This is a genomic window from Streptomyces sp. NBC_00388, assembly GCF_036061255.1.
Classification (GTDB): domain Bacteria; phylum Actinomycetota; class Actinomycetes; order Streptomycetales; family Streptomycetaceae; genus Streptomyces.
This window is the reverse complement of sequence record NZ_CP107948.1, coordinates 225,486-251,651: the sequence shown is the minus strand read 5'-3', so window position 1 is coordinate 251,651 and position 26,166 is coordinate 225,486. Positions and strand designations below refer to the sequence as shown.

Here is a 26,166-nt window from a genome sequence, read left to right as displayed (position 1 = left end):
GTGCTCACCGAGCGTTGTGCGCATCGTCGGGACGCGCTCGCCGTCCGTCCTCCTCCAGCCGGCGGGAGATCGCGAGGGCCGTGGCCCGCACGGCCGGCCCATAGCCCGCGTCCGCGAAGCCTGTGCTGGGTGCCACGACCGACAACGCCGCCACCACGTCGTTCCCGTCCCGTACCGGCGCGGCCACGGTAGTCAACCGCCAGGGGTGACTCTGCCTGCCGAAAGCGTGGTCACCACGCCGTACCTCAGCGAGCGTGCGGCGCAGGTCGGCCGGGGTGCAGATGTCGTCATGGCCCTCTCCGGGCTCATAGGTGGTGATGGCGTGATCCTGGACGGCCGCGGGTGCGAAGGCGAGCAGCACCAGTCCGATGCCGGTGGACGTCAGCGGAAGGCGGCCTCCGACGCGGTAGTGCACAGGACTGGCGTCGAGCGCCGAAAGCCGTTCGACGAGCACGGCCTCATGCTGCTCACGTACGGCAAGCAGCACATGCTGCCGTGTGACGTGGAAGAGGTCTTCCATGCAGGGCATGGCGACGGAACGTAGCCCATGACCGCGCGGGGCCAGGGACGCGGTCTCCAGCAATCGCAGCCCCACGACGTAGCGCCCGTCGGCGAGGCGCTCCAGCGCACCCACGTGGACGAGGGACCGGGCGAGCCTCAGCGCGCTGCTGCGGGGCGTGCCGCTGCGCTGCGCGAGTTCGGCGAGGGTCAGGGCCCGATGGTCACTGTCGAACGTACTGAGCAGGGAAAACGCCCGATCGATGACGGGTTGCCCCTCGGCCGGCTTTCCTCCGCGTCTTGGCCGATCGCTCCCATCGGAAATCCCCGTTTCATTCATTGGCATCACACATGCCAGCTTACGGCTGCGCTTCTACGCTCTTCCAGGTACGCACCCCCACCCAAGGGAGCCCGCATGACCCCGGCCGGCCTCATCGACGTCCACGCCCATTTCGTCACCGACAGCTACGTCGCCGCGGCTCGGTCCGCCGGGATCGAACACCCCGACGGGATGCCCGGATGGCCCGCGTGGAGCGTCGAGCAGCATCTCGGTCTGATGGAAGGCTCAGGGATCGAGAAGTCCTACCTGTCGGTCTCCTCACCGGGCGTGCACTTCGGTGACGACGTCGCGGCCCGTGCTCTGGCGCGCGAGGTCAACGCATTCGGGGCCCAGGTCCGCAGCGACCATCCGCAGCGTTTCGGTCACTTCGCCTCCCTGCCCCTGCCCGACGTCGAGGGCTCGCTCGCCGAGGCCGCCCACGCCCTCGACGTGCTCGGCGCGGACGGGGTGGCCGTGGAGACCAACCATCACGGCGTCTACCTCGGTGACTCCCGGTTCGAACCGCTGTGGGAGGACCTCGACCGCCGCGGAGCCCTCGTCTTCGTCCACCCCACGTCCCCGCCCCACGCCGACGCACTGTCCCTCGGACGGCCGCGGCCGATGCTGGAGTTCCTCTTCGACACCGCCCGCACGGCGAGCGACCTGCTCCTGCGCGGCGTCCTCACCCGCCATCCGCGGATTCGCTGGGTGCTGACCCATGGCGGGGGAGCGCTGCCACTGCTCGCCGACCGCATGGACATGTTCAGCACAGTCGTGGGAGGCGGCCTCGCGGACGCGCCCAGCGCCGTCGAGCAGCTCGGCCGTCTCTGGTACGACATGGCCGGGACGCCATTCCCGCGCCAGATTCCGGCCATCGACGCCGCATTCGGCACCGACCGCCTCCTGTACGGGAGCGACTACTGCTGGACACCCGCGGGAGCGGCCCGGGCCCAGGCCGCCTCCGTCGACTCGGCGGCACAGCCGTCCGCCACCGACACCTGGCGGGACCTCACCACCCGCAACGCGCGACGGTTGTTCGCCGTGTGAGGGCCACCCCGACGCCGCCGGGCGAAGGCCGGGGCGCAGCGGAGCGAGTGCAGACGGCCGAGGCGGTCCGCGCACAAGGGCGGACGGTGACGTGACAATCCCCAGGAGAGACATTGAGCAGGTACGTTGAGCCATCCTCGGTCAGCGGACGGGTGGTGGTGAAGGGTGTCACCGTGGTCGACCCGTTGGACGGGACTCGCACACCCGGCCAGGACATCGTGGTCGAGGGGGACCGGATCACGTCCGTGACGGCGACCGGAGCCCCGGTCGCAGGTGCACATGTGGTGGAGGGCCGAGGACGCTTCGTTGTCCCGGCGTTCCTGGACATGCACATGCACGCTCTGAACACGCCGGAGGACGTCGACGGAACCTATGCGCTGATGCTCGCCAACGGTGTCGTCGGCTTCCGCCAGATGTCGGGCAGCAGGGCGCTGCTGAGGTCCCGTCGTGAGGGCACGCTGCCCCGGCCGATCGGTGCGCCGGCCCTGAAAGCAACCGCTGGTGACCTGCTGACCCCGCTGAACGCCGGCACGGCCGCCGGCGCGGTCCAGGCCGTACGGGAACAGCACCGGGACGGCGCCGACTTCGTCAAGGCGGGCATGACGACCCGGGAGACGTTCCTGGCAGCCCTTCAGGAGGCGAACCGCCTCGGCATCCGTCTCGGTGGCCACTTGCCCGCCGACCTCGACCCCCGGGAGGCGGCGCGCGGTGGGGTGTGGTCGATCGAGCACCTGGGCCCCGGCGTGACCGTGTTCGCCGCCGCGTCCTCCCGGGAGGCCGAGGTACGTTCCAAGAACGCCACCCGGAAGCTCCCACCGATCCCCAAGGTCAAGCTCCCCGGCGCCGACAAGCTGGTGATGAAGCTGGTCAAGGGTATGGCCGTGAACCCGGCAACCGGCACCTCCGAACTGGAAGCTCACGCCTACAACCTCGCCGACAACTCGTACGACCAGCAGAAGGCCGAGGAACTGGCAGCCCTGTTCGTCGAACACACCACCTGGCAGTGCCCGACCCTGATCCGGGTCCACACCCAGCAGTTCGGCGACTCACCCGAACACACCCAGGACCCGAGGCGCCGCTACATGGCGCCCGGGGAACTGCGCGCCTGGGACAAGTCGGCGAAGAAGTTCGCCAAGCTCCCCGACGACACCCGCAAGGCCCTGCGCGGCCACTGGGCCGCGCAACTGCGGATGACCAAGACCTTCGCGGACGCCGGAGTCCCGATGGTTGCCGGTACCGACGCCTGCGGAGCCGCGGGAATCATTCCCGGATTCTCCCTGCACGACGAGTTCGACCACCTGGCAGAAGCCGGACTCGACCCGCTGACCATCCTGCGGATGACAACGACCGAGCCGGCCAGGTTCCTGGGGGAGGAAGGCGCGTTCGGCCGGGTCACCCCCGGAATGCCCGCCGACCTGGTCCTCCTGGACGAGGACCCGCTGGAGGACCACACCGCTCTGCGCAAGATCACGGGCGTGATGCGGGACGGTTCCTGGTGGTCCCGCGCCGACCTCGACGCCACCCTGGACCGCATCGCCGCGAAGCCCGGCGCCCACTGACCGCGCCCCCGTCAGTACCCGTGCGGCTGCGCGCAAGGCCCGGCGAATCGATGGTCCTCGCTCAGTACCGATGGGGCCGCGTACCAGCTCTCCACAGCCGGGTTCCGCACAGGGGCTCAGCCTACTGACGGGCGGTCACAGCAGGGGTCTGGCCGCCGGCCCCGCTTCGGCCGTACGCGCGCACCCGTCGGCCCGCGACGAACAGCAGCACGGCGGCGGCGACCGCGAGAACGACATGCCCGACCAGATTGAGGGTGCCGGCGGAGCCGGTGTCGGGGGTCTGACCGAAGCCGATCCATACATACGTCAGCGTGGCGCCGGCGGCGAGCGCGAACACGTGCGGCAATCCCCAACCGGACGTCCGCGACCAGGAGATCCCGAGGCCCAGAGCCGCAGCCGCAATGACGAGAGCCGCCGCTACGCCCCACCAGCTCGGCTGCAGCACGAGCATGAACCCGCTGGTCAGCAGGAACGCCACCGCGCTCGCGAGCAGGGGGCGGGGCGCGCCGCGAGCGGGCAGGCCGGGCACCGGCGGACGGATCCTGAACGCGGCGGCTCCCAGCAGGACGACCGCCGCGGCTGTGCCGGCCAGGCGCGGCCAGGGGGCCATGAAGTGACTGTCGTCGTAGCTGCCCCAGCCGGTGATCACGGCGCCGAGGGTGAAGAGCGCCACGGTCACGGACAGGCCGGTGGGGCCGAGCCATGGTTCCCGCGCCCGGCCCGGGACCAGCGCCTCCATGAGCGCGATCGGCACGGTGATGCTCCACACGGCGTGCACGGCCAGCACCGAGAGCAGTCCGTACCCGCCGACACCCACGAACGGCACATGCGTCACCCAGACCATGTCGTAATTGCCGGAGTAGTGCGCATTGAACAGCATCTGGTCCAGGAGACCCTCCTCCACCAGTGCGTACGCAGCGCCCAGCAGCAGGATCGAACACCATCCCCGTCCGGCGCGCCGAACGCCCTCACGGATCAGCAGGCACCCGCCGCCGTACAGCAGCGCCTGCATGGGCAGCAGCCACAGCATGTCGATCGAAGTCGCGCCGAGCAGCAGTTCCCCGATCGCCGGGGACAGGAAGAACAGCCCCACGGCAGGCATCGCGTGTCTCATGCCACCCGACGCTAGGAGAGACGGGACCGACGGCGCATCGGCCGACCGGTTGGAGTGATGTGACGAAAGTCGAGGCCGGGCGGGTTGCAGACGGCCGACTGGCTGGAGTGGCGTGACGAAAGTCGGGGCCGGTGATCGCGGTCCGGTACTGAAGACCCTCCAGCACCGGATACGAGACCGCCGGGGGCTGCTCACGCGGAGGCCGGACAGCGTCGCCGGCGACAAAGCCCAGAGCAACCGGCCGTGCCGCAACTGTCTGCGGCGTCGGAGCAGCCGGCGCACCATCCCGGAGAGAAACGGTGAACCCTTCGCCCGCGCCCGCGCCCGCGCCGGGTACGGGACGACGGACACACAGAACCCCGGCGGGGGCAGGGGCAGAGGACCCGGTCGCCCCAGCGACGCGATCAGCACCCCCTGCGCGCCGCTCGCGCTCGGCAGACGCGCCGCTGGCGGCCCCTCCATTGCGGGCGTGAGCGATCGCACCAGTACGGGTCGTCCCCTTTGATCCGGTCGGACAGTCAGTTCCCCCCGGTCTCGAAGCCCCGCAGCACATCGGCCGCGACGCTCAGTGCGATGGTCGCGGGTTCCTTGCCGGTGATGTCGACCAGGCCGATCGGGGTCTTGATCCGGTCGATGGTTGCCTCGTCATGGCCACCCTCGGTGGCAAGACGCTTGCGGAACCGCACCCACTTGGCCGCCGACCCGATCAGTCCGATGGAACCGAGGTGAGGCGTGCGCAGGGCGGCGTCACACAGAGCGGCGTCCTCGGCATGGTCATGGGTCATGATCAGGACATGGGCACCGTGCGGCAACGTCTCCAGCACCTCCTCGGGCAGCAGCGGCGTGTGATGGACGTGTACGTGCGCCACGGCGTCCGAGAGCACACCGAGCCGCTGCTGGGTGAGCATGTCGGAGCGGGTGTCGATCAGATGGAGGTCGATATCCTGGCGTGCCAGGATGCGCACCAGTTCCAGCCCCACGTGCCCGACACCGAAGACCGCCACCGCCTGAACCACCGGCAGGGGTTCGAGCAGTACCGAGACCGTGCCGCCGCAGCACTGCACGCCATGCTGGTTCGTCACCTTGTCGCTGAGGGTGAAATCGACCAGCTCCGGCTCCGGTTTGGACGCGGCGATCATTTCCCGCGCCCGGTCGATCGCGACGGCCTCGACATTGCCGCCACCGATCGACCCCCACGCCTCGGCCTGCCCCACGACGAGTTTCGCACCGGCGTCGCGCGGGGCATGACCGCGCACGGTCGCGACGGTCACGAGCGCGCCGGGCTCCCTGCGCGCTCGCAACCGTGCTACCGCGGTCACCCACGTCATGTCAGGCACCACTCAGGGCTTCTGCGTCGGCTCGGATCCTGCCGTTCGTGACCGGCCCGTCCCCGGTCCGGCCGTCGGTGGTGAACCCGTTGGCGGCGTGGTCGTTCTTCCCGGCAGCATCGCTCTGCCGAGCCGACTGGATCGCCCAGTACATGGCTTCCGGTGTCGCGGGGGAGGCCAGTTCGACGCTGATCCCGCTCGGCCCGAACGCGGCGGCGGCCTGCCGCAGCGCCTCCCTTACCGAGAACGCCAGCATCAGCGGAGGCTCACCCACCGCCTTGGATCCGAACACCGCGCCCTCCTCGGTGGCGTTCTCCATGAGGGTGATGTTGAACTCGCCCGGCATCTCCGAGAAGCTCGGCAGCTTGTAGGTGCTGGCCGCCTGAGTCTGGAGCCTGCCCCGGTTCGGCCCGTCGCTGGTGTCCCAGCGCAGGTCCTCAAGTGTGAGCCAGCCCGCGCCCTGGACGAAACCGCCCTCGATCTGACCGATGTCGATCATCGGGGACAAGCTGTCGCCGACATCGTGCACGATGTCCACCCGTCGAAGGCGGTACGCGCCGGTGAAACCGTCGACCTCGACCTCCGTCGCGGCGGCGCCGTGTGCGAAGTACTTGAACGGCGATCCCCTGAAGGCCTTCGCGTCCCAGTGGAGCCCCTCGGTCCGGTAGAAACCGGATGCCGACAGCTGGACCCGCTGGAAGTAAGCGGTGTGCACCAGATCGTCCCAGGCCAGCTCCTGGTCGCTGCCCAGGGCCCGCGCGACGCCTTCGACGATACGCACGTCCGCGGCGTTCGCACCGAGCCGGGAGGCGGCCACCTGCAGAAGCCGCTCGCGCAACTGCTCGCAGGCGTTCTTCACCGCCCCACCGTTGAGGTCCGCCCCCGAACTGGCAGCTGTGGCCGAGGTGTTGGGCACCTTGTCGGTACGCGTCGGTGCCAGCCGGACCTTGTGCAGCGGGATCCCCAGCGTGGTCGCTGCCACCTGCAGCATCTTCGTGTGCAGGCCCTGACCCATCTCGGTGCCACCGTGGTTGATCAGCACCGATCCGTCCTTGTAGATCAGCACCAGCGCGCCGCCCTGGTTGAAGGCGGTGAGGTTGAACGAGATGCCGAACTTGATGCCGGTGATCGCGAGAGCCCGCTTGGTGTTCGGGTGCGCGGCGTTGAACGCGGCGATCTCCCGCTTGCGGTCGGCGATACCCGCGTCGTCCTGGACCTGCTGCCAGATCGTCGAGATCCGCTCGGCCTGCGTGACCGGCTGTCCGTACGGCGTCGTCTGGCCCTGGTCCGGCTGGTAGAAGTTGCGCTCCCGCAGCTCCATGGGGTCCAGGCCGAGCAGCGGCGCGCAGCGGCCGAGGATGTCCTCGATCACCAGCATGCCCTGCGGTCCGCCGAAGCCGCGGAAAGCGGTGTTGGAGACGGTGTTGGTCTTGGCTATGCGACCGGCGACGCGCGCGTTGGGAATCCAGTAGGTGTTGTCGATGTGGCACAGCGCCCGGGCCAGTACAGGCTCGGACAGGTCCAGGCTCCACCCGCCGTCAGCGATCAGGGTGGCGTCCAGGGCCTGGATACGGCCGTCCGCGTCGAAGCCGATCCGCCACTCGGCGTGGAATCCGTGCCGCTTGCCGGACATGGTCAGGTCCTGGGTCCGGTTGAGCCGGAACCGGACCGGCCGACCGGTCAGCTTGGCACCGAGCGCGGCTATGGCCGCGAACCCGTGCGGCTGCATCTCCTTGCCGCCGAAGCCGCCGCCCATGCGCAGGCACTGCACCGTCACCTCGTGGCTGGGCAGGCCGAGTACGTGCGCGACGATCTCCTGGGTCTCCGAGGGGTGCTGGGTGCTGCTCTGGATGAACACCTGCCCGTTCTCGTCGATCTGGGCGAGCGCCGCATGTGTTTCCAGATAGAAGTGCTCCTGGCCGGCGAACTGGAACTCGCCGGTGAACACGTGCGCCGATTCCGCGAAGCCCGCGTCGGTGTCTCCGGCCAGCATCACGGGCTGGGCGCCGTGATAGCTGGTGGCCGCGATCGCGTCCTGCAGCGTGATCAGTGAGGGCTGTTCGTCGATGTCCACCTCGACGGCCGCCGCACCGAGCCGGGCCGCTTCCAGGGTCTCGGCGAGCACCCAGGCGACCGCGTGGCCGTGGAACATCACCTCGTCGGGGAAGAGCGGTTCGTCGTGCTTCATGCCTGCGTCGTTGACCCCGGGCACGTCGGCCCCGGTCAGGACGTGCACCACACCGGGCACGGCGAGAGCGGGCTCGGTACGCAGCGCCGTGATCCGGCCGCGGGCCTTCATCACCTGGACCGGGTACGCGTGCAGGACGTCCTTGGTCCGCTGGACCAGGTCGTCGGTGTAGAGAGCGGTACCTGTGACGTGCAGGAAGGCGCTCTCGTGCGGCATCGAGACACCGACGGCGGGCTTTTCGGGACGCTCGGACAAATGGCTCATGACGGAACCGCCTCAGTGGTTTGCGCCCACAGCTTCAGCAGGCTCTGGCCGAGCATCGCGGAGCGGTAGTCGGCGCTGGCGCGATGATCGTTCATCGGTGTCCCCTCGGCCCGCAGCACGGGGGCTGCGGCCTCGGCGGTCTCGGCCGTCCACGGCTTGCCCTCCAGGGCGGCCTCGGTGGCCAGCGAGCGGATGGGGGTGGCGGCCACACCTCCCAGCCCGATGCGGGCCTTGCGGACGATCCCTCCCTCGATGTCGAGGGCGAAGGCGACGGCCACACTGGAGATGTCGTCGAAACGCCGCTTGGCGATCTTATGGAAGGCCACGACCGGCGACAGCGGGAGCGGGACCCGCACCGCGCGGATCAGCTCGCCGGGACGGCGCACGCTCTGCCGGTAGCCGGTGAAGTAGTCCGCCAGCGGGACCTCGCGCTCACCCTCCGCGTCGGCGAGGACCACCGACGCATCCAGCGCGAGCAGCACCGGAGGGCTGTCGCCGATGGGCGAGCCGGTACCCAGATTGCCGCCGAGGGTTGCGCCGTTGCGGATGAGACGGGAGGCGAACTGCGGGAACAGCTCCGCCAGCAGGGGGACGCTGCCGTCGAGGCGGCGTTCGATCTCGGTGAGCGTCAGCGCCGCCCCGATCTCTATGCGGTCGGACTCGACCCGCAGCTCACGCATCTCGGCCAGCCGGTCGACAGCCACTACGCAACCCGCCCGGCGGGAACGGATGTTGACCTCGACGCCGAAGTCCGTGGAGCCGGCGACCACCACCGCGTCGGGCCGCTCCCGCAGCAGCTGCAGTGTCTCGGCCAGAGTGCTCTTCCGCAGGAACGCGCTGCCGTCCCGGGTGTATTCGGTGGCGACCGGTGCGGGCGGCGACTGCTCGCGGCGCTGGGCCAGCGGGTCCTCGCCGGCGGGCGTACCGACGGCGAACGCGGCATCGCGGATAGGGCGGTAACCGGTGCACCGGCACAGGTTTCCGCTCAGGGCGTGCAGGTCGAAACCGTTCGGACCGTGCTCGGTGTCGCTGTCGTCGGCCGGGTCCGCCGTGTGCGCCGGTTCCGCGTGCGTGCAGCGGTTGGGGCGGTAGTACTCGGCGGCCATGCTGCAGATGAATCCCGGTGTGCAGTATCCGCACTGGGAGCCGCCGCGTACCGCCATCTCTTCCTGAACCGGGTGCAGTTCGGGCGGCGTACCGGGGGCGCCCGGTACGGCGAGACCTTCGGAGGTGATGACCTCCTGGCCGTCCAGCGCTGCGGCCGGGACCAGGCAGGCGTTGACCGCAACCCAGTCGGTGGGCTTGCTCACGCCGGGACGGGCCACCAGGACCGAACAGGCACCGCACTCACCCTCGGCGCAGCCCTCCTTGGTGCCGGTGAGGCCACGCTCGCGCAGGAAATCCAGCATCGTGGTGTGAGGCGTGCTCGGTGCGATCGGTGTGTTCTTTCCGTTCACCGTGATCCGCGCGGCTACCATGACGGGCCTCCGTCTCGCCGCGGGGCAGGGGGATTCATCATGTTCGCCAATTTCGGGCAGCTTTCTCTGTTCAGGCATCCACGTGAGAGGAGTGGGCCTGTCGGCACACAGCAGTGCTGTGCCGGGAAATGGTGAGGGGGATCTCGTGATGTGCCACCGACGGACACATCAGAACGGCGTGCTCAGCAGCCGTGCGCGACCTGACCCGGAGCCCAGACCGTAAGGCGGGCGAGGCGAGCCACATCAGAGCAGGTGTACATCTGCTGGTCGCCTCCTTCCGGGTGTTATAGAGCCACTTACATCGGAAAAATAGTTGCTTCGGCGGACAAGGTCAAGAGGTTGATCTTGATCTCTTGAGAACCGACCGGGCCCGACATCAGGTGAATACCATCGGAGCGTACAGGTCGATGGACCGATGACGTGGCGGGCCGATCATGGAACTACCGTCGGGGCTTGACTGGCTCCACCTGTTCTGTACGAAGTGCCACGCCCGCCATCTGTAAGCGGGCTGCTCCGTCCAGGCAGGGCCACATCGAGACCGTTCCTCGGTAGCCGGCCGCATCACCACGAGCTGATGCAGCTCTTCTCGCTGGACAGGAGCGCGCAGAAGCCGAACCAACCCGCTCGACCGGCCGACTGAAGTGCCCGTCGCATCCGGGGAGGGGGGCTTCAACCGGTCCGCCGAGTGCTGTACTTGGCCGGCTGAGGGGCCCGTGTAGCCTGGCGCGACACAGGTTGTCTGGTCGCTGGTGTTCGGCACGGGGCCGCACGAGGGCGCGGTCTCGGCACCGCGGTGCGCCGCAGGAGGAAATTCCGTGTACTTGGCGCCCATCGATCCGAACCGCAATACCTTCAGCGATCCCGGGCATTACGTGTGGTGCGGCTCGCCCGTACGGGCGGCGCCCGGTCGGTGGCTGCTGTTCTATTCTCGCTGGCGGCACGGCACGTCGTCGGCCGGGCAGGATTTCGACGGCTTCCGCGGCTGGCTCCGGCACAGTGAGATCGCCGTCGCCGAAGCGGCTGAGCCTACTGGGCCCTACCGTCACCTGCGGGTGGTCCTGCGTGGCAGCGACGACCCTGGACGCTGGGACACCTACAACGCTCATAACCCGCTGGTCGTCGTGGACGAGGCGGGGCGGGCCCTCCTCTACTACGTCGCGAACAACCCGGGAAACACCCCGCCCCCGCACCGGGCCCGTTTGAACACTGTGTGGGACGTGCACCAGGCCGGGCAGCGGATCGGGGTCGCGGTGGCGGACAGCGTCGACGCACTGGCCGCGGGGCGTCTCGTGCGCGCTGACGAGCCGCTCAACGCCCCCGACTACCGGACTTCGTTCCGTATGGCGGTGAACCCTGCGGTGACCCGCGCTCCTGATGGCCGGTGGCTGCTGGCGTACAAGACCTGGGACCGGCAGGACAACGGCCGCTACACGCTGCGCCTGGGGACGGCCGACGCCCCGGAGGGCCCCTTCGCCCCGGCGGGGGAGATGCTCCACGGGACCGCGCTCCAGACCGAGGACCCCTACCTGTGGTGGGACGCGGGGTACGACCGCTACCGGGCGGTGGTCAAGGACTTCGCCCCTGTGCGTTCCGGGGCACTGACACCGCAGTTCGGGGCATTGGGATTGCTGGAGTCCGCAGACGGCCGCCATTGGGCGCCGGCAGCGGAGCCCCTGCTGTCCCTGCGCCGCCTCACGACGCTCGATGGCGGGCAAGTGGAGCTGGCCCACCTTGAGCGACCGCACGTGTTGCTCGATGGTGGTCGCCCGGTCGCCCTCTTCGCGGCTGCGGCCTTCGGTGACCCGTTCGGTGACTCCTCCTCGCACCCCCGGCACACCACCTTCAATCTGGCCATCCCACTGCGGGGTTGAGAGGTCATCTCATGTGGTGCGTCTGCGGCAGCGGATGAGGGCGCGTCCGACGCTCGTGGAGGCGAGGAACGAGATGGCTTCCAAGGCGGCAGTTGCCTGCGTGGGCGGACGTGAGGCCGGTGTGCTGATGATCTTTCACGTCCCGATCAAAGCCACAGTGGGCGGTCCCCACTCCACCGTGCCGACAGCGTCATCGATGGCCGCATGGCCGTACAGCTCTGAACGGCGGTCTTGAGGCCGGGCCGGTGGGAATCGCGGGGTCCTGCCCCGGGGGTTCATTCGTCCGGATGAAGCCTCCGAGAAACCGCCGCTGCCGTGCGGTGGATGAACCACGCTGTCGGTTCTCTGCGAGATCCGACCAGGGGAGTGGTTATGACGGGGCGTCTGCTGGCACCGCACGAGGCGGCGATCACTGCGGCCGGGGTCCGGCTCGTACTCCACTGTGACGTGGTGGGTGAGCTGGACGAGACGGTGCTGGCGGAGGCAGTGGTCCGGCTGCGTTCGTGCTACCCCCTGATCGCGGGAAGGATCGCCACCGACGATGCGGAACGCGGGCCGGCTGTGCGGATCGAGGAGGGAGCAATTGCGCCCGCGGTGGGACGCGGTGAGGACTTCGGCGAGGAGGTCGCCGCGCCTCTCCACTGGGATCAGGGACCGCTGCTCCGTCTCACCGTGTTGCACGATCCGGACCGCCCAGGCCACAGCCGGGTGGTCCTGACATTGCCCCGTGCGTTCGCCGACGCGATGAGCTACCTCGCTCTCCACCAACGCCTGTGGACCCTCTACACCGCACTCGCCGCCGGCGCACCGGTGCCCGACGAGACCGTCCGGCCGGTGCTGGGCCCGGCGCTCGACGACCTCCTCGCAGCGCGCTTCACCGCCCGGCAACTGCGCGACTTCGTTGCCGAACGGGCCCGCCTGGACACCGAGGCCCCGCCCGCGCTGCTGCCCACCCTGGCCTCCCGCAACGGCGGCCCGGGTGCGGACCTCAGCTTCGGGATCCTTGTGGTCGAGGCCGGCGCGGACCAGTGCGTACGGCTGGTCCAGCGGGCCCGCGAGACCGCTCTCACCGTCAACGCACTGGTCTCCGGGGTCCTGCTGACAGCACTGCGTACGCTCTTCGACCCGTCGAGCGGCCCGGTCCGGATCCTGTGTACGACGGCCGCCGATATGCGCCGCAGGCTCGACCCCCCGCTGCCCAACGAGGTGCTGCAGTCCGCCGCGACGACCACCTCGATCCGCTTGCAGGTCGACCACGCAGCAGACCCGGTCGAGACCGGAAGAGCCCTGGACACCCAGCTGCGCGCCGATCTGGAGAGCGGCGCCGCAGCGATGGAACTGGCAGCGTTCCCTCATATGCTCGACCAGTACCCGCCCAGCCTGGTGATCACCAATGTCGGTTCCGTCACCGAGCCCGGCCTCCCCGACGGCCTGCGCATCACCGACATCTGCCTGGCACCACTCGGCCACGTCCCGATGGTCTTCGCCGTCGTCAAGCGCTACCAGGGCCGCCTGGCCATCGCCCTGAACTACAGCCGCGCCTGGTACACCGACACCCAGATGCAGGCACTCGCCGATCAGACCACCCTCATGCTGAAGGACCTGACTGCCTGACGACTCCGCCGCGCCTCATCAGGCAGAGGGTCCGGAGACGTGCGGCTGTTCAGACCAGTAATCCGGCTGCGGTGGCGAAGAGCGTGTGGAGCGTTGCGAAGGTGTCTTGGTGGACGAGCCCTTCGGGGGGCAGTGCGCAGTCCGAGTCGCTTCAGCAACGGGGACGCCAGCGCCTGAAAGGCCGGCGTCGGCAAGAACAGGACCGCTTGTGAAACCGCCATGCCATGGGAGGGGGTGTGACGTCCTGCCACGGCCACGGAATCGCCGCCCGTCCGCCGTTCCAGTCCTGCGTTCCAGCTCTTGTTGAATCTATCGAAACTCGATAGATTCCCATCGTGAGTCGATGGGAGGAGGGGTCGTGGGGAAACTGATCGTGGGAGCGCTGCGCGCCGTGCTCGTGGCGGTGCTCGCCGGCACCGTGTTCGTGCAGGCGGGGATGGTGTGGACGCTGGTCAGCGGGAGCGATCCGGAGGATGGGTCGCTCCCGCTGACCTCGCTGCGTGTGATCACGATCCTGGGCATGGTGTCGGTCCAGGTCGCCCTGGTCTGTGTATGGCGGCTGGTCACGATGGTGCGACGCGGAACCGTGTTCTCCCACACCGCCTTCCGGTACGTGGATGTCATGAGCGGCGCGATCGTGGCGGCCGCTCTCGTGTGGTTCGCGGTCACGGCCGTCAACGCGCCGGGCCAGCGGGAGGATCCGGGCGTCACCGTCATCATGGGCGGGGTCGGCATGGCCATCCTGGGGGTCGCACTCATCGTGCACGTGCTGCGGATGCTGCTCGCCCAGGCTGTGGCGCGCGATGTCGAAGCGGCGCAGATGCAGGCCGAGTTGGACGAGGTCATCTGATGCCGATCACAGTCGATATCGACGTGATGCTCGCCAGGCGGAAGATGTCGGTGGGCGAGCTGGCGGACCGCGTAGGGATCACGCCCGCCAACCTGGCAGTACTCAAGAACGGCCGCGCCAAGGCAGTGCGCTTCGCGACGCTCGCCGCGCTCTGCGAGGTGCTCAAGTGCCAGCCGGGCGACCTGTTGCGCTGGGAGCCCGAGGATGTCGCGGGCGGATGACACGCCCCAGCGGGGCGTGCAGGCGCCTGGCGCCATCGCCCGTGGCACAGCATGTGGACTGCGCCGAGCGTGAATCACCGACCACGCTCAGCGCTGTCCCGGCCTCGTTGGGCGGATCCGGTCGACCTGCACCGTTCCATCCTGGTCGACGACCGAGACCCGCGAGCGTGCTCCCACCGCAAACTCCCGTCCGTCCAGCGCGGAGGCGGGGGGGGCGATGCTGGTTTGGGCAGCCGGGGCTTCGCCGTAGTCGCTTCACGCCGCGCTCAATCGGAGAGCGTGGCCGGGGTCCTCATGCCGAGCCACTGTTCGGCACCCCAGGCTTCGAACCGCTCTACCTCGGTGAATCCCAGCTTCGCCGCGAGACGCATTGAGCCGAGGTTGGCGGTCTGGGTGGTGAGCACCACCGGCTCGCCGGGAAGAGCGCCGGCGAGCCAGCCGAGTGCCGCCGCGCATGCCTCGGTGGCGTACCCGCATCCCCACGCTCCCGGCAGGAACAGGTAACCGAGATCGACCATCCCCGCGGCAGCCGGGCGACGATGCCCGGGCGCTCTCCTGAGCAGTATCTGGCCGATCATCGCCCCGCCGAGATCAACGACGAAGCTCCCGGGCCACCGCTCGGGAGCCCCGGGCAGCTCGCGCTCAAGCGCGTGACGCGAGCGGGGGCCACCGAGGTAGGTGTGTACCTCCGGCGAGGCCAGCAGTTCGATGAATGCCGGACGGTCCCGGGCCTCGGACTCACGGAGCACGAGCCTCCCGGTGCTGATGGGGGATGGCGGCCAGTGGACGGATCCGAGCTCTGTCATACCGGCCAGCCAATCAGCAGGCCCGGCAGCGATCAAGATGCGTGGAGCGATCAACCCACCGGCCCGGCCCCACCCCAGGCAGCCGAGGTCGCAAGCCTCCTGGGCCAGCGCTGAAGGCGATTCGGCCCGCGCCAACCTCAGAACAGGCAAAGGTGGCGACACCGCCCTGCCGGGCCCCGGTCTGCCTGCCGGCCGGCAAGGAACACGGTGTTGCGTCGGGGACCGGTCGAGCGACGACGTGGCGACGCCCATGGTCACCATCACCTGCGAGCTGACCCGGCTCGGCCTCTCGCCCCACCACCTGGCACTGGGGCTCAGGCGGTGGGCACAGGCGCACATGGACCAGGTCCGGCGCCGAGTCGCTCTGGCCCAGTGCTCAGCAGCCGGTGCGCCTCGACTCGGCAGGCGAGTGCTTACTTGCCTGTGCTGTGGTTGTGCCCGAAGATCTGTTCAAAGCGTCGGCCGACCCCGCTCGCCGCACCCTCCTCGACGAACTCGCGGAGAAGTCTGGACAGACCCTGCCCAGGATCAGTGATGGCTGGTGATGCGGCATCAGCTCGGCGTCTCCCGCTCTGGGGCTCCCTGTACCTCGCCGTGCTGGAGGCCGCGGGAGTTCGTCGAGACGAAGTGGGAGGGCCGCTACACGTTCCACGACCTGGTCACCGCGCCGCTGCAGCAGATCACTGAGCGATGGCCCCTGTCCCACTCGTCCGACACCGGAGAGCACCTCATGAAGATCCACCTGACCAGCGTCTTCGTCGACGACCAGGCCAAGGCCCTGCACTTCTACACCGAGATCCTCGGCTTCGTGAAGAAACACGACGTCCGAATGGGCGAGAAGGACCGGTGGCTGACTGTCGTCTCGCCCGAGGAGCCCGGCAGTACTGAACTCCTCCTGGAGCCCGTCGGGCATCCGGCCGCAAAGACATACCGCGACACGCTCGTCGCGGACGGTATCCCGCTCGCCCAGTTCGCGGTCGATGACGTGCAGGCGGAGTACGAGCGTCTGCACGACCTCGGGGTCAGCTTCACTCAGGAGCCCCTGGAGATGGGCCCCGTCACGACCGCTGTCTTCGACGACACCTGCGGCAACCTGATCCAGATCGTCACACAGCCGCAGTAGCTGGGCACCAAGACGGGTACCTGCCCGCCGTGGAGTCGACGCCCCTCGATAATGGACAACGGCGCCCTACGGTCGTGCCCCGCCCGGAAGGCTTCCCCGGTGGGGGTCCGCATTCGCGACGCGGGGGAGGAGCGAGGGAATCAGTGTCTGATTCTGCGATCAGTTTGACGAAGGTGCAGGCTGCTGCTCCTGGGCTGGTGAGTCTGTACAAGAGTGCGGCAGTGAGTCTGCGTAAGTCTGACCTGGAGGGCGTGCGGGCCGCGGTGTATCTGGTGTTGGACCGGTCCGGTTCGATGCGCCCGTATTACCGGGACGGATCGGTGCAGCACTTGGCCGAGCAGGTGCTGGGGCTCTCGGCGCATCTCGATGATGACGGTGTGGTGCCGGTGGTGTTCTTCTCCACCGATATCGACGGCCTCAGTGATGTGAGGCTGGACAACTATGAGGGGCGTATCGAGAAGCTCCACCAGAACCTGGGGCATATGGGCCGTACGAACTACCACCGGGCTATGGACGAGGTGATCGACCATTACCAAGCGTTCGGGGGTCAGGATCCAGCATTGGTAATCTTCCAGACGGATGGCGGGCCGACGAGCCGGCTCGCGGCGGAGCGGTACGTCTGCAAGGCGGCGAAGCTGCCGCTTTTCTGGCAGTTCGTGGGGTTCGGTGATCCGGACGACAACGAGTTCGCGTTCCTGCACAAGCTCGACGAGCTGGCGGTCCCGGCCAAGCGGTTGGTGGACAACGCGGGGTTTTTCCCTGCAGGGCGCGACCCCCGCTCTCTGTCGGACACGGTTCTGTACGACCAGCTGCTCGACGGGTTCCCCCGGTGGCTGACCGATGCACGCAACGCAAAGATCCTGCTGTGAGCTGCACATGCCGGCGCTCGGATCTGTTTGATCGTTTACGAGGATTACGTCGAGAGTCCTACGGTTGGCCGGCCCCTTCGATGACGAGGTTGCCGTCCTCCGTGCGGCGGGCGATGAAGCCCGTGTGGTGGAAACCGTCGGGGGTGAAGGCGACGGCCTGCTGGTCTGGGGCCTTGTAGTAGCCACGCAGGGTGCAGGGGCCGCGCGCCCAGAGCTGACCGGAACACCCTGTGGGTGTGTCGGCGCCGTCCGCGCCGGTGATACGGATCTCGTCGCCGGGGGAGAGGGGGCTGCCCTGGGTGTGCTGGAGGACAGCGTCTGTGTCGGACAGCCGGGTGAGGGAGAGCAGTCCCTCGGCCGTCCCGAAGACCTGCTGGACCCGGCATCCGAAGGCACCTGGTATGCGGGCCACGAGTTCGGGGTGGGGTCGCGCGCCACCGATCTGGAGGAGGCGCAGGGTGGAGAGGTCGTGCCGGTCGTCGGCGGAGGCGTCAAGCCAGAGTTGTGCGACAGCGGGCGTGAGCGAGGCAACCGTGACGCGCTCGGTCTCGATCGCGTGGAAGGTGTCGGCGGGGCCGGGGTCGTCCAGCAGTACGACGGTGCCGCCGCTGGCGAGAGTACCGATGACCCCGGGACAGCCGAAGGTGAGGTTGGAGGCGGCGGGAAGTGCCGCGAGGTAGACGTCGTCGGGGCTGAGGCCGATGAGTTCGGCTGCGGCCCGGGTCTGGTATGCGTAGTCGTTGTGGGTCCGGGGGACCAGCTGCGGCAGCCTCACGTTCCCGTCAGGCAGCGATCCGCTCGGCAGGACCCCGTCCGGCTGCAACCGGTCCGAAGGGAAGAGGAATGCGGCGTCGTTCGGGTCGTACGCGCGGTCCGCGTCCCGCGGGGCGTCCACGGAGCTCAGGGGAAAGAACAGGCAGCCGCTGGCGGCGGTGGTGAAGCCCCCCTGCGCGCCTCCGGGACCGTCCAGGACGAAGGCCCGGCGCAGACGTGGGGAGTCCTCGCTGATCCGCGCGGCCATTTCGGCGTGGCTGAAGCCGCGGTGGAGGCCGGGGCCGATGTAGGCGGCGGCTTCGGTGATACGGGCGAGGTGTCCGATCTCGTCGGCGCGGAACGAGGTGGGCGCGAGCACCGGGAGGGCTCCGGCGCGCATGAGGGCGTAGACGGCGATGACGAACTCGGGCACGTTGGGGAGCTGAACGATGACCCGGTCACCCGAGCGGACACCCCGGAATGTGAGCCCGGCAGCCATGCGGTCGACGCGGCGGTTCAGCCAGCGGTAGGTGAGGCGGTCCTCGCCGTGGACCAGGGCGGTTCGGGTGGCATACGTGTGCGCGTGCTCGGCGAGGAGCTGGGGCAGGGCGGCTCCCTGGTAGTAACCGCGGTCGTAATAGCGGCCGATGGTCTCGGGCAGGCGCGGGGTACAGCCGTCCAGCATGGTCCTGAGCCCTCTCTGATGACGTGTGAGGCTTTCTCGATCACCATCACGGCCCAGCGTTCCATGCCGGGCACGGAAGCGACCAGTCCGTTCGGCCTCACCGAGACGCCGGTGCGGCGGGCGTGGAGCATCGCAAATTGCCCGGCTCGGACGGCTGCGCCGCTACGGCAGATCCCGGCGCATCAGGTCGGCGTAGGTCTCGCGACGCACCACGGCGCGGTGCGCGCCGTCGCGGACGAAGACCACCGGCGGGCGGCGCGCGCCGTTGTAGTTGTTGCTCAGCGCATAGGTGTAGGCGCCGGTGACCGGCACGGCGATCAGGTCCCCGACGCGCGGGTCCGCCAGTGGGACGCCGGTGCTGAGGGTGTCGCCGGACTCGCAGTGCCGGCCCACCAGGCTGCACAGTTCGCCCCCGCCTGTCGGGCGGCCGGCGACGGCGGCCTCGAAGCGCTGCTGGTACAGGGAGACTTCGAGGTTGTCGCCCATCCCGCCGTCGACGGCGACGAAGGTGCGGCCTCCACCGCGCTTGACGGAGACGACCCGGTACAGCGAGACGCCGGACTCGGCGACCAGCGAGCGGCCCGGTTCGATGAGGATGCGGGCGTCGGCGGGCAACAGGCGTCGGGTGACATCGGTGACGGCGTCGAGGTACGCCTCCACCGTGGGCGGTCGGTCGGCATAGGTGTAGCGGGAGCCCAGGCCGCCGCCCAGGTCGTAGACGGCGAACTCGCCGAGCTCGGCGACCGCCTCGACGGCCTGCGCGAAGGGTGCGAGGTCCAGGATCTGCGACCCGACGTGCACATGGACGCCGTCCAGCCGGAGCCGGTCGCTGCCGCGCAGCCGAGCGATCGCCGCCCGGGCCTGCGGCAGGGGCAGACCGAACTTGGAGCCGTTCTGGCCGGTGGACACGGCCTCGTGGGTGGCTGGGCGGATGCCGGGGGTGACCCGGACCAGGACTCCCTGCTCCGTCGCGGTGCCGGCGAGGATCTCCTCCAGCCGGTCGATGTCGTCGAAGTTGTCGACGACGACCGTCCCGGCACCGGCCTCGACGGCGAGGCGCAGCTCCTCCTCGGTCTTGGCGTTGCCGTGGACGACCAGGCCGGCCGGGTCCGCGCCTGCGGCGAGGGCGAGGGTCAGCTCGCCGCCGCCGGCCACGTCGATGCCGAGTCCCTCCTCCGCGAGCAGCCGGATGACGGCGGTGCAGGGGAAGGCCTTGGAGGCGAAGGTGGCGCGGGAGTTCGGCCAACGGGCGGCCAGACCGTCGGCGTACCGGCGGGCGCGGGCGCGGACCGACGCCTCGTCGAGGATCAGCGCGGGAGTGCCGTAGAAATCGGCGAGTTCGGCCGCCGGTACGCCGCCGATCGTCAGTCCGCCTTCCCTGTCCAGGGTGCTCCCGGGCGGGAACAACCCCAGCAGTTCCCGGCCTGCCTGCGTCTGCATCGTTGCCATCCGCGCTCCTTGTGCCACTGATCCGTGTCGCTCTCCTGCCATGCTCCCGCGACGGTCACTCCGGATCATCGTTGACATCGTCAATATGGGTCGCCCAGACTTGACGCCCACGACAGTCCTACGAATCTGGGGTGCACCATGCGGGAGTCCGGCGCTCGGCGGCAACTGCCCGTCCGTCAGCTCGTGGACAACATCGGCCCGGCACTGTTGCGCCTGGTCCAGGAGGGGGCGGGCAGCGGCGGGCCGCTCACCGACATCGCCATCCATGCCCCGGGTTCGCCGGCGCAGCTCGGCCCCGGGTGCGTGGTGCTGGGGGTCGGTGTGACCACGGAGGCCGAGCTGCGCGAGCTGACCGCGGCCATGCGGCAGGCCGGCGCGGAGGTGCTGGCGGTGAAGGCCCCGGTGCCGCCGTCGGCCGACGACAAGCCGGTGATCATCGAGGTCAACCGGGACGCGTCCTGGATGCATGTGGCGACGACCGTCCGTGAGCAGCTGCTCGAGTACGCGAGGACGCGCGTGCGCCCGGCGGGCAGCGGCGCGGAGCTGTTCGCCCTGGCGAACGCGGTCTACGAGGCGGTCGGCGCCCCGGTCACCATCGAGGACCGCTTCTCGGCGCTGGTCGCCTGGTCGGAGGGGCAGGACCGGACCGACTCCGAGCGGATCGAGACCATCCTGGGGAGGGCCGTGCACCAGCGGACGCTCGCCGAACAGCGCGAGCGTCAGGAGTTCGAGCGGCTCCAGGCCAGCACCGAACCGGTGTACATGGAGGCGACCGGGGCGGATCAGCTGGCAAGGGTGGCGATCGCGGCCCGGGCCGGGTCGGACGTCGTCGGCTACATCTGGGCCGCCGTCACCGGGCCCCTCGACGAGGCGGCCACAGCCCGGCTGCGCGAATTCGCGCCCGTGGTCGCGCTGCAGCTGGTCGGCCTGCGCACGGAGACCAGCTACGCACGCCGCCAGCGCGGCGAGCTGGCCGCCGCGGTACTCGGTGGGGCGGCCGACCCGCTGGAGGCGAGCCGGCTGCAGCTGGGCTCCGGCCCGGTCTGCGTCCTGGCCGCGGCTCCGCGGCCCGCCGGGAGCACGGGCTCCGACGCACTGGACGCCGCCGGGCTGCGCCGGTTCGCGGACACGCTGGAGTACTTCCTGGCCGCCGTGCACCCCCGTTCAGCCCTGGTGACGGGCACCGGAGCGGTGTACGTACTGGCTGCCTGGCCTCCGGAACACGCCACGGCCCTGGAGTCGGCCATCGCCCTGGCCCGAGACTTCCTCGCGCGTACCCCACTGGCCGGTGACTACGTGGTCGCCGTCGGCGGCCCGGCCGAATCGATGAGCCGGATCGCCGGCGTACGGGCGCAGGCGGACGCCGCGCTGCGGGCGCTGCGGCATCCGTCCGTCCACGGACCGGCCGTGCGCACCGTGGAGGACATGGCGCTGGCGGTACTGCTGCTGCACCTCGCCGACGCGACCGAGGCGCTCGGCCTGCCCGACGCCGGCGGCGCGCTGCTCCGGCTGCGCCAGGAAGAGGGCCAGGACGGTCCGCTGGCAGCGACCCTGGCCGCCTATCTCGCCGCCGCGGGAGCCACCGACACCGCTGCGGAGGCCCTGCACATCCACCCCAACACCATGCGCTACCGGCTGCGCCGTATCCGCGAGGTCTCCGGGCTGGACTTCGCCGATGCCGATGCCATGCTGCTCGCGCACCTCCAGCTCCGGGTGCGCGAGCTGCGGACGGGCGCCCAGGCCTCCGGCTGATCAGGCCTCCGGCCGATCCCGGAACGAGCGCGTGTAGCGGCACCCGTCCAGGTCGACCCAGAGCACCGCGCCGTCCAGGGCGGGGCCCGACGCCAGACGCTCCGGCAGCCGGGGGTCGGCTCCGATGCGGAACGTCGTGTCGTCGAGCGGGACGAGTTCCGGTTCGTCGCAGGGCGCTTCCACGCCGGTCGCGGCGACCATGTGCAGTCGTCCCGCACGCTGCACGATGCTGAAGCTGGGATACCAGGGGGTGTAGCTCCGATAGTGGCCCGCGAGTGCATGCGGAGGAGCGGTCGGCTCGGAGGGGTTGGGGCTGGGGCTGGTGCCCAGTGAATCTGGTCCGTAGAGCCAGCGTCCGTCCAGAGAGTGGTGGTAGGCGGACCACCCTGGGTGATCGCACACCAGCCGCCCGTCGCCCGCGTCGTACAGCTTGCCGGTCACCTCGTCCGAAGTGAGCGAGAGACGGTCGTCCCCGGTGGCCTCGACCCGGATCTGACGAGTCGCCGTTCCGTGGATCCCGGCGTAGCGCTGGGCGCCGGGGATCCGCTCCGGGTCGAACAGCTCCGGGTCCGCCGGGGCCCCCTGGACTACGGCGAGCACATGGCGGGCGAACCGGTCGACGATCTGGCACTCGCCTGGTGCGTTGGTCAGCACGGCGACACCGTGCCCGCCGTCGGTGTCGACCGCGAGGTACGAGCGGTACCCGACCATCCCGCCGGCGTGCGTCAACCAGGTGCGGCCGTCGATGTCTTCCACGTCCACGCCGAGCGCGTAGCCGGAACCGACCGTGCCGGCAGGAACGGTGACGATCTGCCGGAAACGCTCCGGCCCGATGATCCTGGTGCCGTCCAAGGTGCCCCGGCCCAACAGCATGCGGGCGAATCTGCCCAGGTCGGAAGCGGTCGCCAGTACGTTCCCGTCGGCCGACGCATACTCGAAGAAGCCGGCCGGCGCGAGCGGGGCCGACGGCAGCGGCGGACGGTCGTCGCGCAGGAACCGGTACCCGGTGGCACGTTTGTTGATGTCCCCGTCGGTGATGTCCTCGTGAGTGATCCGCGCCGCCGATTCGCGCATGCCCAGGGGCCGCAGCAGCCGTCCGGCCATGGCGTCCGCCAGCGATTCCCCCGTCACCTGCTCGACGATCAACCCCAGCAGGTTGTAGCCCTCGTTGGAGTAGTGGAACAGCTCACCCGGTTCGGCCCAGGTCCTCGCCTCGCGCAGCGCGTAGCCGCGTGCGGCGGCATCGGGCAGCGCGTCGGCCCCGGCCACCAGGCCGGAGGTGTGCTGCAGGAGGTGCCGGACGGTGATCGCGCGGGAGCCGCCGTTCGGGGCGAACCAGGGCAGGTGGTCGGCGACAGCCGCGTCGAGGTCCACCTTCCCCTCGTCCGCCAGTACGCCGAGCAGGAACGCGGTGAAGGTCTTGCTGATGGAACCGATCTCGAACCGCGTGCGACGGGAGACCGTCGCCCCGGACTCCGCGTTCGCGAATCCGGCGGTGACGAACGCGGACTCGCCGCTCCCATCGACGACACTGATCGCGATCCCCGGCACCGGCCACCGGGTCCGCAACTGCTCCGCAAGCCCGGAGAGCACCCGTTGTACATCCATCAGACGCCCGCCTTCCGCGAACCGAATCCCGTGAACCGGTCGGGGCCCAGCTCGACCTGGGAGGAGTCGATCTCGGCGTCCGGCCGGTCGCCTTTGACGAACCGACGGCACAGCGGGTAGAGCAGTACGGCCAGCAGCGCCACCGCGAGACTCGTGCCGAACGTCGTGGCCTCGTCGACCGCCGTGCTCCACGCCAGGTAGACGATCATCGCTGTGGGCAGCAATACGACCAGGACCGCGCCGGGCCAGCCGCCGGGGACCCGAACCGGCCGGAGCATCTGCGGATACCTCCAGCGGAGGACCAGGAAGGCCACGAATTCCAGCAGGATCGAGGCCAGGGTGAGCAGCACCGTGGCCCGCAGGATCGAGCTGAAGTCGACGGCGGAGAGCACGATGACGACGGTGGTGCTCGCCAGCAGCGCACCCACCGGCGTGTTGAACCGCTTGCTGTCCCGGGCCATCCAGCGCGGCAGGTACGCGTCCGCGGCGAGCGCCCGCGGGACCCGGGTGCTCGTCAGCAGGATCGCCATGAACAGCCCCACCAGGGAGAGCGCCGATCCCAGGGAGAGCAGCACCTTCAGCCAGATTCCGCCCAGGGCGTCACCGACCACGATGAAGTCGCCCTGGGCCCAGTCGGCGGGCGAGCCCCGGTGCAGTCCGCTGCCGATGGCGGCGATGGTGGGCAGCAGATACGCGGCCATGATCAGTGGAACCGAGATGGCCAGGGCCCGGGTGTAGGTCCGGTGCGCGTCGGCGACCTCGCCCAGCACGGTGCTCGGGCCGTCGAAGCCGAGGTACAACCACACGATCACGCTGAGCGCGCCGGCCACCGACGAGTGAGCACTCTGCCCCGGCACCATGAAGGGCGAGAGCACGTTGATCCCGTTGCCGATCGCATGCCAGATGCCGAGGACCGCCAGCACCGCGAACGGTGCGAGGATCAGCAGCATCATCCCGACCGAGTACTCGCTCACCGCCCTGGAGCCGCGGTAGTTGAGGTACGCCATCGGGACGATGAGGGCGACGGTGACGATCCAGTGCAGGTCCACGACGAAACCGCCGTGGAACAGGTCCACGATCACCAGCCCCTTCCCACGGGCGATGTCCGGGACCCAGGTGGCCAGGTAGTCGACCAGCAGGATCGGGTAGAGGGCGAGGTTCAGCACCGACCCGATCGAATTCCAGGCCCCGAAGACGAACGCCGCACCTCTGCCGAGCGCGATCTTCGTCCAGTAGTAGTAGCCGCCGTCGACCGGTATCGCGGCACTCAGCTCCGCTGCCACCAGCGCGTTCGGCACGCCGAAGACCACCGGTATCAGGACGATCATCAGCAGGGTCATGCCCGGACCGGCGCTGGAGAGTGAGGCTTCGAGCCCGAAGGGGCCTCCGGACACCGTGAAGAAGAAGATTCCGACCAGGGGCAGCACGCCGAGCGTGCGTCTTCCCGCCCCGGGCGTCGGCCGGGTGGTTTCCGGCGGGATCAGTTCGGTCATCCTGGGCTCCACTCTCCGTTCGCGCCTGGTCGGCACAACGTACGGGCGCGACCCAGGGGCCGTCCTCGTCGCGCGCGCCAAAGCCGCGGCCCGTCAGTTGTCGCCGCCACCAACGCCCGGTTGATCCAGCCGCAACACGACGAAGCCCCGGGCGACGGGGTCACTCGAAGCGAACGAAGCTCGCCTGCCGAACAGTGATCTTGGCCGACACCGTTATGGGCGGGGATCTCTCGTGCTCCGCAGTAATGGAAGTTCCGGCTGACCTCCTGGACGCCATCACGGCCTTCGCGCCGGCAGCCTGACCATCTGGGCCACCTGACGACTGACCTCCCTGATCACCCGCCGGACACCTTGCCGTACAGCAGCCGGCGGCCACGGCCCGGCCCGGTGAACAACGCTGCGGGTCAGAACACCCAGGGCTCCGCCCGCGTGAAACGGTCCAGTCCGAGCACGGCCAGGAGCTGGAGCTTCTCGTAGTTCGCGGATCGCGGCGGAGCGGTGAGCACGAGCAGCGTCTGGGACTGGTCCTCGGTGAACAGCGCCTGGCAGTCCAGTTCGATCGAGCCGATCTCGGGGTGGATCAGCGTCTTGTGGTCCTCGAACCGCTGCGCGACCTCGTGCAGGGCCCACAACCCGGCGAACTCCTTGTTCGCCTTCTGCAAGGTGCGCACGAGCTCACCGGCCTGCGATCGTGGGCCGCGCAGTCCATGGGCGGCCCGCAGGTTCGCTACTTGGGCGCGGCTCTGCCGGTCCCGGTCGGCCTCGGGATAGACCGTTCGTTCCGCGGGGTCGGTGAACCAGCGGTAGATCGCACTGCGGGCGAGGCCCGTGTGCTTCGATGCGTCCCCGAAGAGGGCGGTGGCCATTCTGTTCTGCACCAGCGTCTCGCCCAGGTCGGTCAGGATGAGCGCGGGGGTGTCATCGAGGCGGTCCAGCACCCGCAGCAGCGCGGGGGCGACGTGCGGCGAGGTCGACAGCGACGCCGGTGCGTTGTGACCCGCGACCCGGTAGAGATAGTCGCGCTCGCCGGCCGTCAGGCGCAGTGCCCGGGCGAGCGAGGCCAGCATGTGCGCGCTGGGTTGCGGACCGCGCTGCTGCTCCAGTCGTGTGTAGTAGTCGGTCGACATCACGGCGAGGGATGCGACCTCCTCACGTCGCAGGCCCCGCGTCCGCCGGCGGACGCCTGGGGGAAGAGCGACGTCTTCCGGTCGAAGCGCCTCGCGGCGGCGGCGAAGGAAGTCGGCCAGTGCTGCACGGTCCATGTGGCCGATTATCCG

Annotated in this window: 20 protein-coding genes; 9 read left to right on the top strand and 11 right to left on the bottom strand. The window is 69.6% G+C overall.

Going from position 1 to position 26,166, the window contains the following annotated elements; translation table 11 throughout:
• Positions 1-4: 4 nt before the first annotated feature.
• Positions 5-712 (bottom strand): IclR family transcriptional regulator, encoded by a 708-nt coding sequence (locus OG917_RS01245; RefSeq protein ID WP_328321582.1) that lies wholly within the window; start codon positions 710-712, stop codon positions 5-7.
• 201 nt (positions 713-913) lie between these two features.
• Here OG917_RS01245 and OG917_RS01240 point away from each other — a divergent pair, with 201 nt between their 5' ends.
• Both OG917_RS01240 and OG917_RS01235 read left to right on the top strand, forming a co-directional pair.
• On the top strand, positions 914-1,864 hold the full coding sequence (locus OG917_RS01240) for an amidohydrolase family protein (protein WP_328315603.1): 951 nt from the start codon (positions 914-916) through the stop codon (positions 1,862-1,864).
• Positions 1,865-1,977: 113 nt separating this feature from the next.
• Positions 1,978-3,423 carry an amidohydrolase family protein gene (locus OG917_RS01235; protein WP_328315602.1) on the top strand — a complete coding sequence of 482 codons (1,446 nt, stop codon included), beginning with the start codon at positions 1,978-1,980 and terminating at the stop codon, positions 3,421-3,423.
• 121 nt (positions 3,424-3,544) lie between these two features.
• Here OG917_RS01235 and OG917_RS01230 read toward each other — a convergent pair whose 3' ends face one another.
• The 4 genes from OG917_RS01230 to OG917_RS01210 form a co-directional block, all read right to left on the bottom strand.
• Positions 3,545-4,537, bottom strand: coding sequence for a DUF998 domain-containing protein (locus OG917_RS01230; protein ID WP_328315601.1), 993 nt, complete (start codon positions 4,535-4,537; stop codon positions 3,545-3,547).
• Positions 4,538-5,055: 518 nt separating this feature from the next.
• Complete coding sequence (gene xdhC, locus OG917_RS01220; protein ID WP_328315600.1) at positions 5,056-5,865, bottom strand: xanthine dehydrogenase accessory protein XdhC; 810 nt, start codon at positions 5,863-5,865, stop codon at positions 5,056-5,058.
• A 1-nt stretch (position 5,866) separates the two neighbouring features.
• Positions 5,867-8,317 carry a xanthine dehydrogenase molybdopterin binding subunit gene (xdhB, locus tag OG917_RS01215; RefSeq protein ID WP_328315599.1) on the bottom strand — a complete coding sequence of 817 codons (2,451 nt, stop codon included), beginning with the start codon at positions 8,315-8,317 and terminating at the stop codon, positions 5,867-5,869.
• Positions 8,314-9,795: a xanthine dehydrogenase small subunit gene (locus OG917_RS01210; protein WP_328315598.1), complete on the bottom strand. Its 1,482-nt coding sequence runs from the start codon at positions 9,793-9,795 to the stop codon at positions 8,314-8,316. The genes xdhB and OG917_RS01210 overlap by 4 nt, the downstream gene beginning before the upstream one ends.
• Positions 9,796-10,610: 815 nt before the next feature.
• Here OG917_RS01210 and OG917_RS01205 point away from each other — a divergent pair.
• From OG917_RS01205 to OG917_RS01190, 4 genes are all read left to right on the top strand, one after another.
• Positions 10,611-11,666 (top strand): glycoside hydrolase family protein, encoded by a 1,056-nt coding sequence (locus tag OG917_RS01205; RefSeq protein WP_328315597.1) that lies wholly within the window; start codon positions 10,611-10,613, stop codon positions 11,664-11,666.
• Between the two features lie 372 nt (positions 11,667-12,038).
• Positions 12,039-13,280: a phthiocerol/phthiodiolone dimycocerosyl transferase family protein gene (locus OG917_RS01200; RefSeq protein WP_328315596.1), complete on the top strand. Its 1,242-nt coding sequence runs from the start codon at positions 12,039-12,041 to the stop codon at positions 13,278-13,280.
• A 358-nt stretch (positions 13,281-13,638) separates the two neighbouring features.
• Positions 13,639-14,130 carry a DUF2975 domain-containing protein gene (locus tag OG917_RS01195; protein ID WP_328315595.1) on the top strand — a complete coding sequence of 164 codons (492 nt, stop codon included), beginning with the start codon at positions 13,639-13,641 and terminating at the stop codon, positions 14,128-14,130.
• Positions 14,130-14,351, top strand: coding sequence for a helix-turn-helix domain-containing protein (locus OG917_RS01190; protein WP_328315594.1), 222 nt, complete (start codon positions 14,130-14,132; stop codon positions 14,349-14,351). Before OG917_RS01195 ends, OG917_RS01190 begins: the two co-directional genes overlap by 1 nt.
• 266 nt (positions 14,352-14,617) lie before the next feature.
• Here OG917_RS01190 and OG917_RS01185 read toward each other — a convergent pair whose 3' ends face one another.
• Entirely contained in the window at positions 14,618-15,157 is a 540-nt protein-coding gene (locus OG917_RS01185; protein WP_328315593.1) for a GNAT family N-acetyltransferase, read from the bottom strand.
• A 730-nt stretch (positions 15,158-15,887) separates the two neighbouring features.
• On the opposite strand from OG917_RS01185, the gene OG917_RS01180 reads away from it, so the two are divergent.
• Together OG917_RS01180 and OG917_RS01175 are read left to right on the top strand one after the other, a co-directional pair.
• Positions 15,888-16,280, top strand: a complete 393-nt coding sequence (locus OG917_RS01180; RefSeq protein WP_328321580.1) for a VOC family protein — start codon at positions 15,888-15,890, stop codon at positions 16,278-16,280.
• A 143-nt stretch (positions 16,281-16,423) separates the two neighbouring features.
• Positions 16,424-17,149, top strand: a complete 726-nt coding sequence (locus tag OG917_RS01175; protein WP_328315592.1) for a VWA domain-containing protein — start codon at positions 16,424-16,426, stop codon at positions 17,147-17,149.
• A 58-nt stretch (positions 17,150-17,207) separates the two neighbouring features.
• Here OG917_RS01175 and OG917_RS01170 read toward each other — a convergent pair whose 3' ends face one another.
• A complete protein-coding gene (locus OG917_RS01170; protein ID WP_328315591.1) occupies positions 17,208-18,587 on the bottom strand; it encodes an AMP-binding protein in 1,380 nt (459 codons plus the stop codon).
• 162 nt (positions 18,588-18,749) lie between these two features.
• Positions 18,750-20,036, bottom strand: coding sequence for a diaminopimelate decarboxylase (lysA, locus tag OG917_RS01165; protein ID WP_328315590.1), 1,287 nt, complete (start codon positions 20,034-20,036; stop codon positions 18,750-18,752).
• 138 nt (positions 20,037-20,174) lie between these two features.
• Here lysA and OG917_RS01160 point away from each other — a divergent pair, with 138 nt between their 5' ends.
• Positions 20,175-21,788 (top strand): helix-turn-helix domain-containing protein, encoded by a 1,614-nt coding sequence (locus OG917_RS01160; protein WP_328315589.1) that lies wholly within the window; start codon positions 20,175-20,177, stop codon positions 21,786-21,788.
• Here OG917_RS01160 and OG917_RS01155 read toward each other — a convergent pair whose 3' ends face one another.
• The 3 genes from OG917_RS01155 to OG917_RS01145 all read right to left on the bottom strand — a co-directional run bounded on the left by OG917_RS01155 (position 21,789) and on the right by OG917_RS01145 (position 26,151).
• Positions 21,789-23,396 (bottom strand): serine hydrolase domain-containing protein, encoded by a 1,608-nt coding sequence (locus tag OG917_RS01155; protein WP_328315588.1) that lies wholly within the window; start codon positions 23,394-23,396, stop codon positions 21,789-21,791.
• Positions 23,396-24,889 (bottom strand): APC family permease, encoded by a 1,494-nt coding sequence (locus tag OG917_RS01150; RefSeq protein ID WP_328315587.1) that lies wholly within the window; start codon positions 24,887-24,889, stop codon positions 23,396-23,398. Before OG917_RS01150 ends, OG917_RS01155 begins: the two co-directional genes overlap by 1 nt.
• Positions 24,890-25,293: 404 nt before the next feature.
• The gene (locus OG917_RS01145; protein WP_328315586.1) at positions 25,294-26,151 is read right to left on the bottom strand and encodes a helix-turn-helix transcriptional regulator; all 858 of its coding nucleotides are present in this window, start codon (positions 26,149-26,151) and stop codon (positions 25,294-25,296) included.
• Between the last annotated feature and the right edge of the window lie 15 nt (positions 26,152-26,166).

Bases quoted from the DNA above. Each gene is read 5' to 3' on its own strand.
- OG917_RS01240 (WP_328315603.1), top strand. From the start codon at position 914: ATGACCCCGGCCGGCCTCATCGACGTCCACGCCCATTTCGTCACCGAC.
- OG917_RS01230 (WP_328315601.1), bottom strand. From the start codon at position 4,537: ATGAGACACGCGATGCCTGCCGTGGGGCTGTTCTTCCTGTCCCCGGCG.
- xdhC (WP_328315600.1), bottom strand. From the start codon at position 5,865: ATGACGTGGGTGACCGCGGTAGCACGGTTGCGAGCGCGCAGGGAGCCC.
- xdhB (WP_328315599.1), bottom strand. From the start codon at position 8,317: ATGAGCCATTTGTCCGAGCGTCCCGAAAAGCCCGCCGTCGGTGTCTCG.
- OG917_RS01210 (WP_328315598.1), bottom strand. From the start codon at position 9,795: ATGGTAGCCGCGCGGATCACGGTGAACGGAAAGAACACACCGATCGCA.
- OG917_RS01200 (WP_328315596.1), top strand. From the start codon at position 12,039: ATGACGGGGCGTCTGCTGGCACCGCACGAGGCGGCGATCACTGCGGCC.
- OG917_RS01190 (WP_328315594.1), top strand. From the start codon at position 14,130: ATGCCGATCACAGTCGATATCGACGTGATGCTCGCCAGGCGGAAGATG.
- OG917_RS01185 (WP_328315593.1), bottom strand. From the start codon at position 15,157: ATGACAGAGCTCGGATCCGTCCACTGGCCGCCATCCCCCATCAGCACC.
- OG917_RS01180 (WP_328321580.1), top strand. From the start codon at position 15,888: ATGAAGATCCACCTGACCAGCGTCTTCGTCGACGACCAGGCCAAGGCC.
- OG917_RS01170 (WP_328315591.1), bottom strand. From the start codon at position 18,587: ATGCTGGACGGCTGTACCCCGCGCCTGCCCGAGACCATCGGCCGCTAT.
- lysA (WP_328315590.1), bottom strand. From the start codon at position 20,036: ATGGCAACGATGCAGACGCAGGCAGGCCGGGAACTGCTGGGGTTGTTC.
- OG917_RS01160 (WP_328315589.1), top strand. From the start codon at position 20,175: ATGCGGGAGTCCGGCGCTCGGCGGCAACTGCCCGTCCGTCAGCTCGTG.
- OG917_RS01155 (WP_328315588.1), bottom strand. From the start codon at position 23,396: ATGGATGTACAACGGGTGCTCTCCGGGCTTGCGGAGCAGTTGCGGACC.
- OG917_RS01150 (WP_328315587.1), bottom strand. From the start codon at position 24,889: ATGACCGAACTGATCCCGCCGGAAACCACCCGGCCGACGCCCGGGGCG.
- OG917_RS01145 (WP_328315586.1), bottom strand. From the start codon at position 26,151: ATGGACCGTGCAGCACTGGCCGACTTCCTTCGCCGCCGCCGCGAGGCG.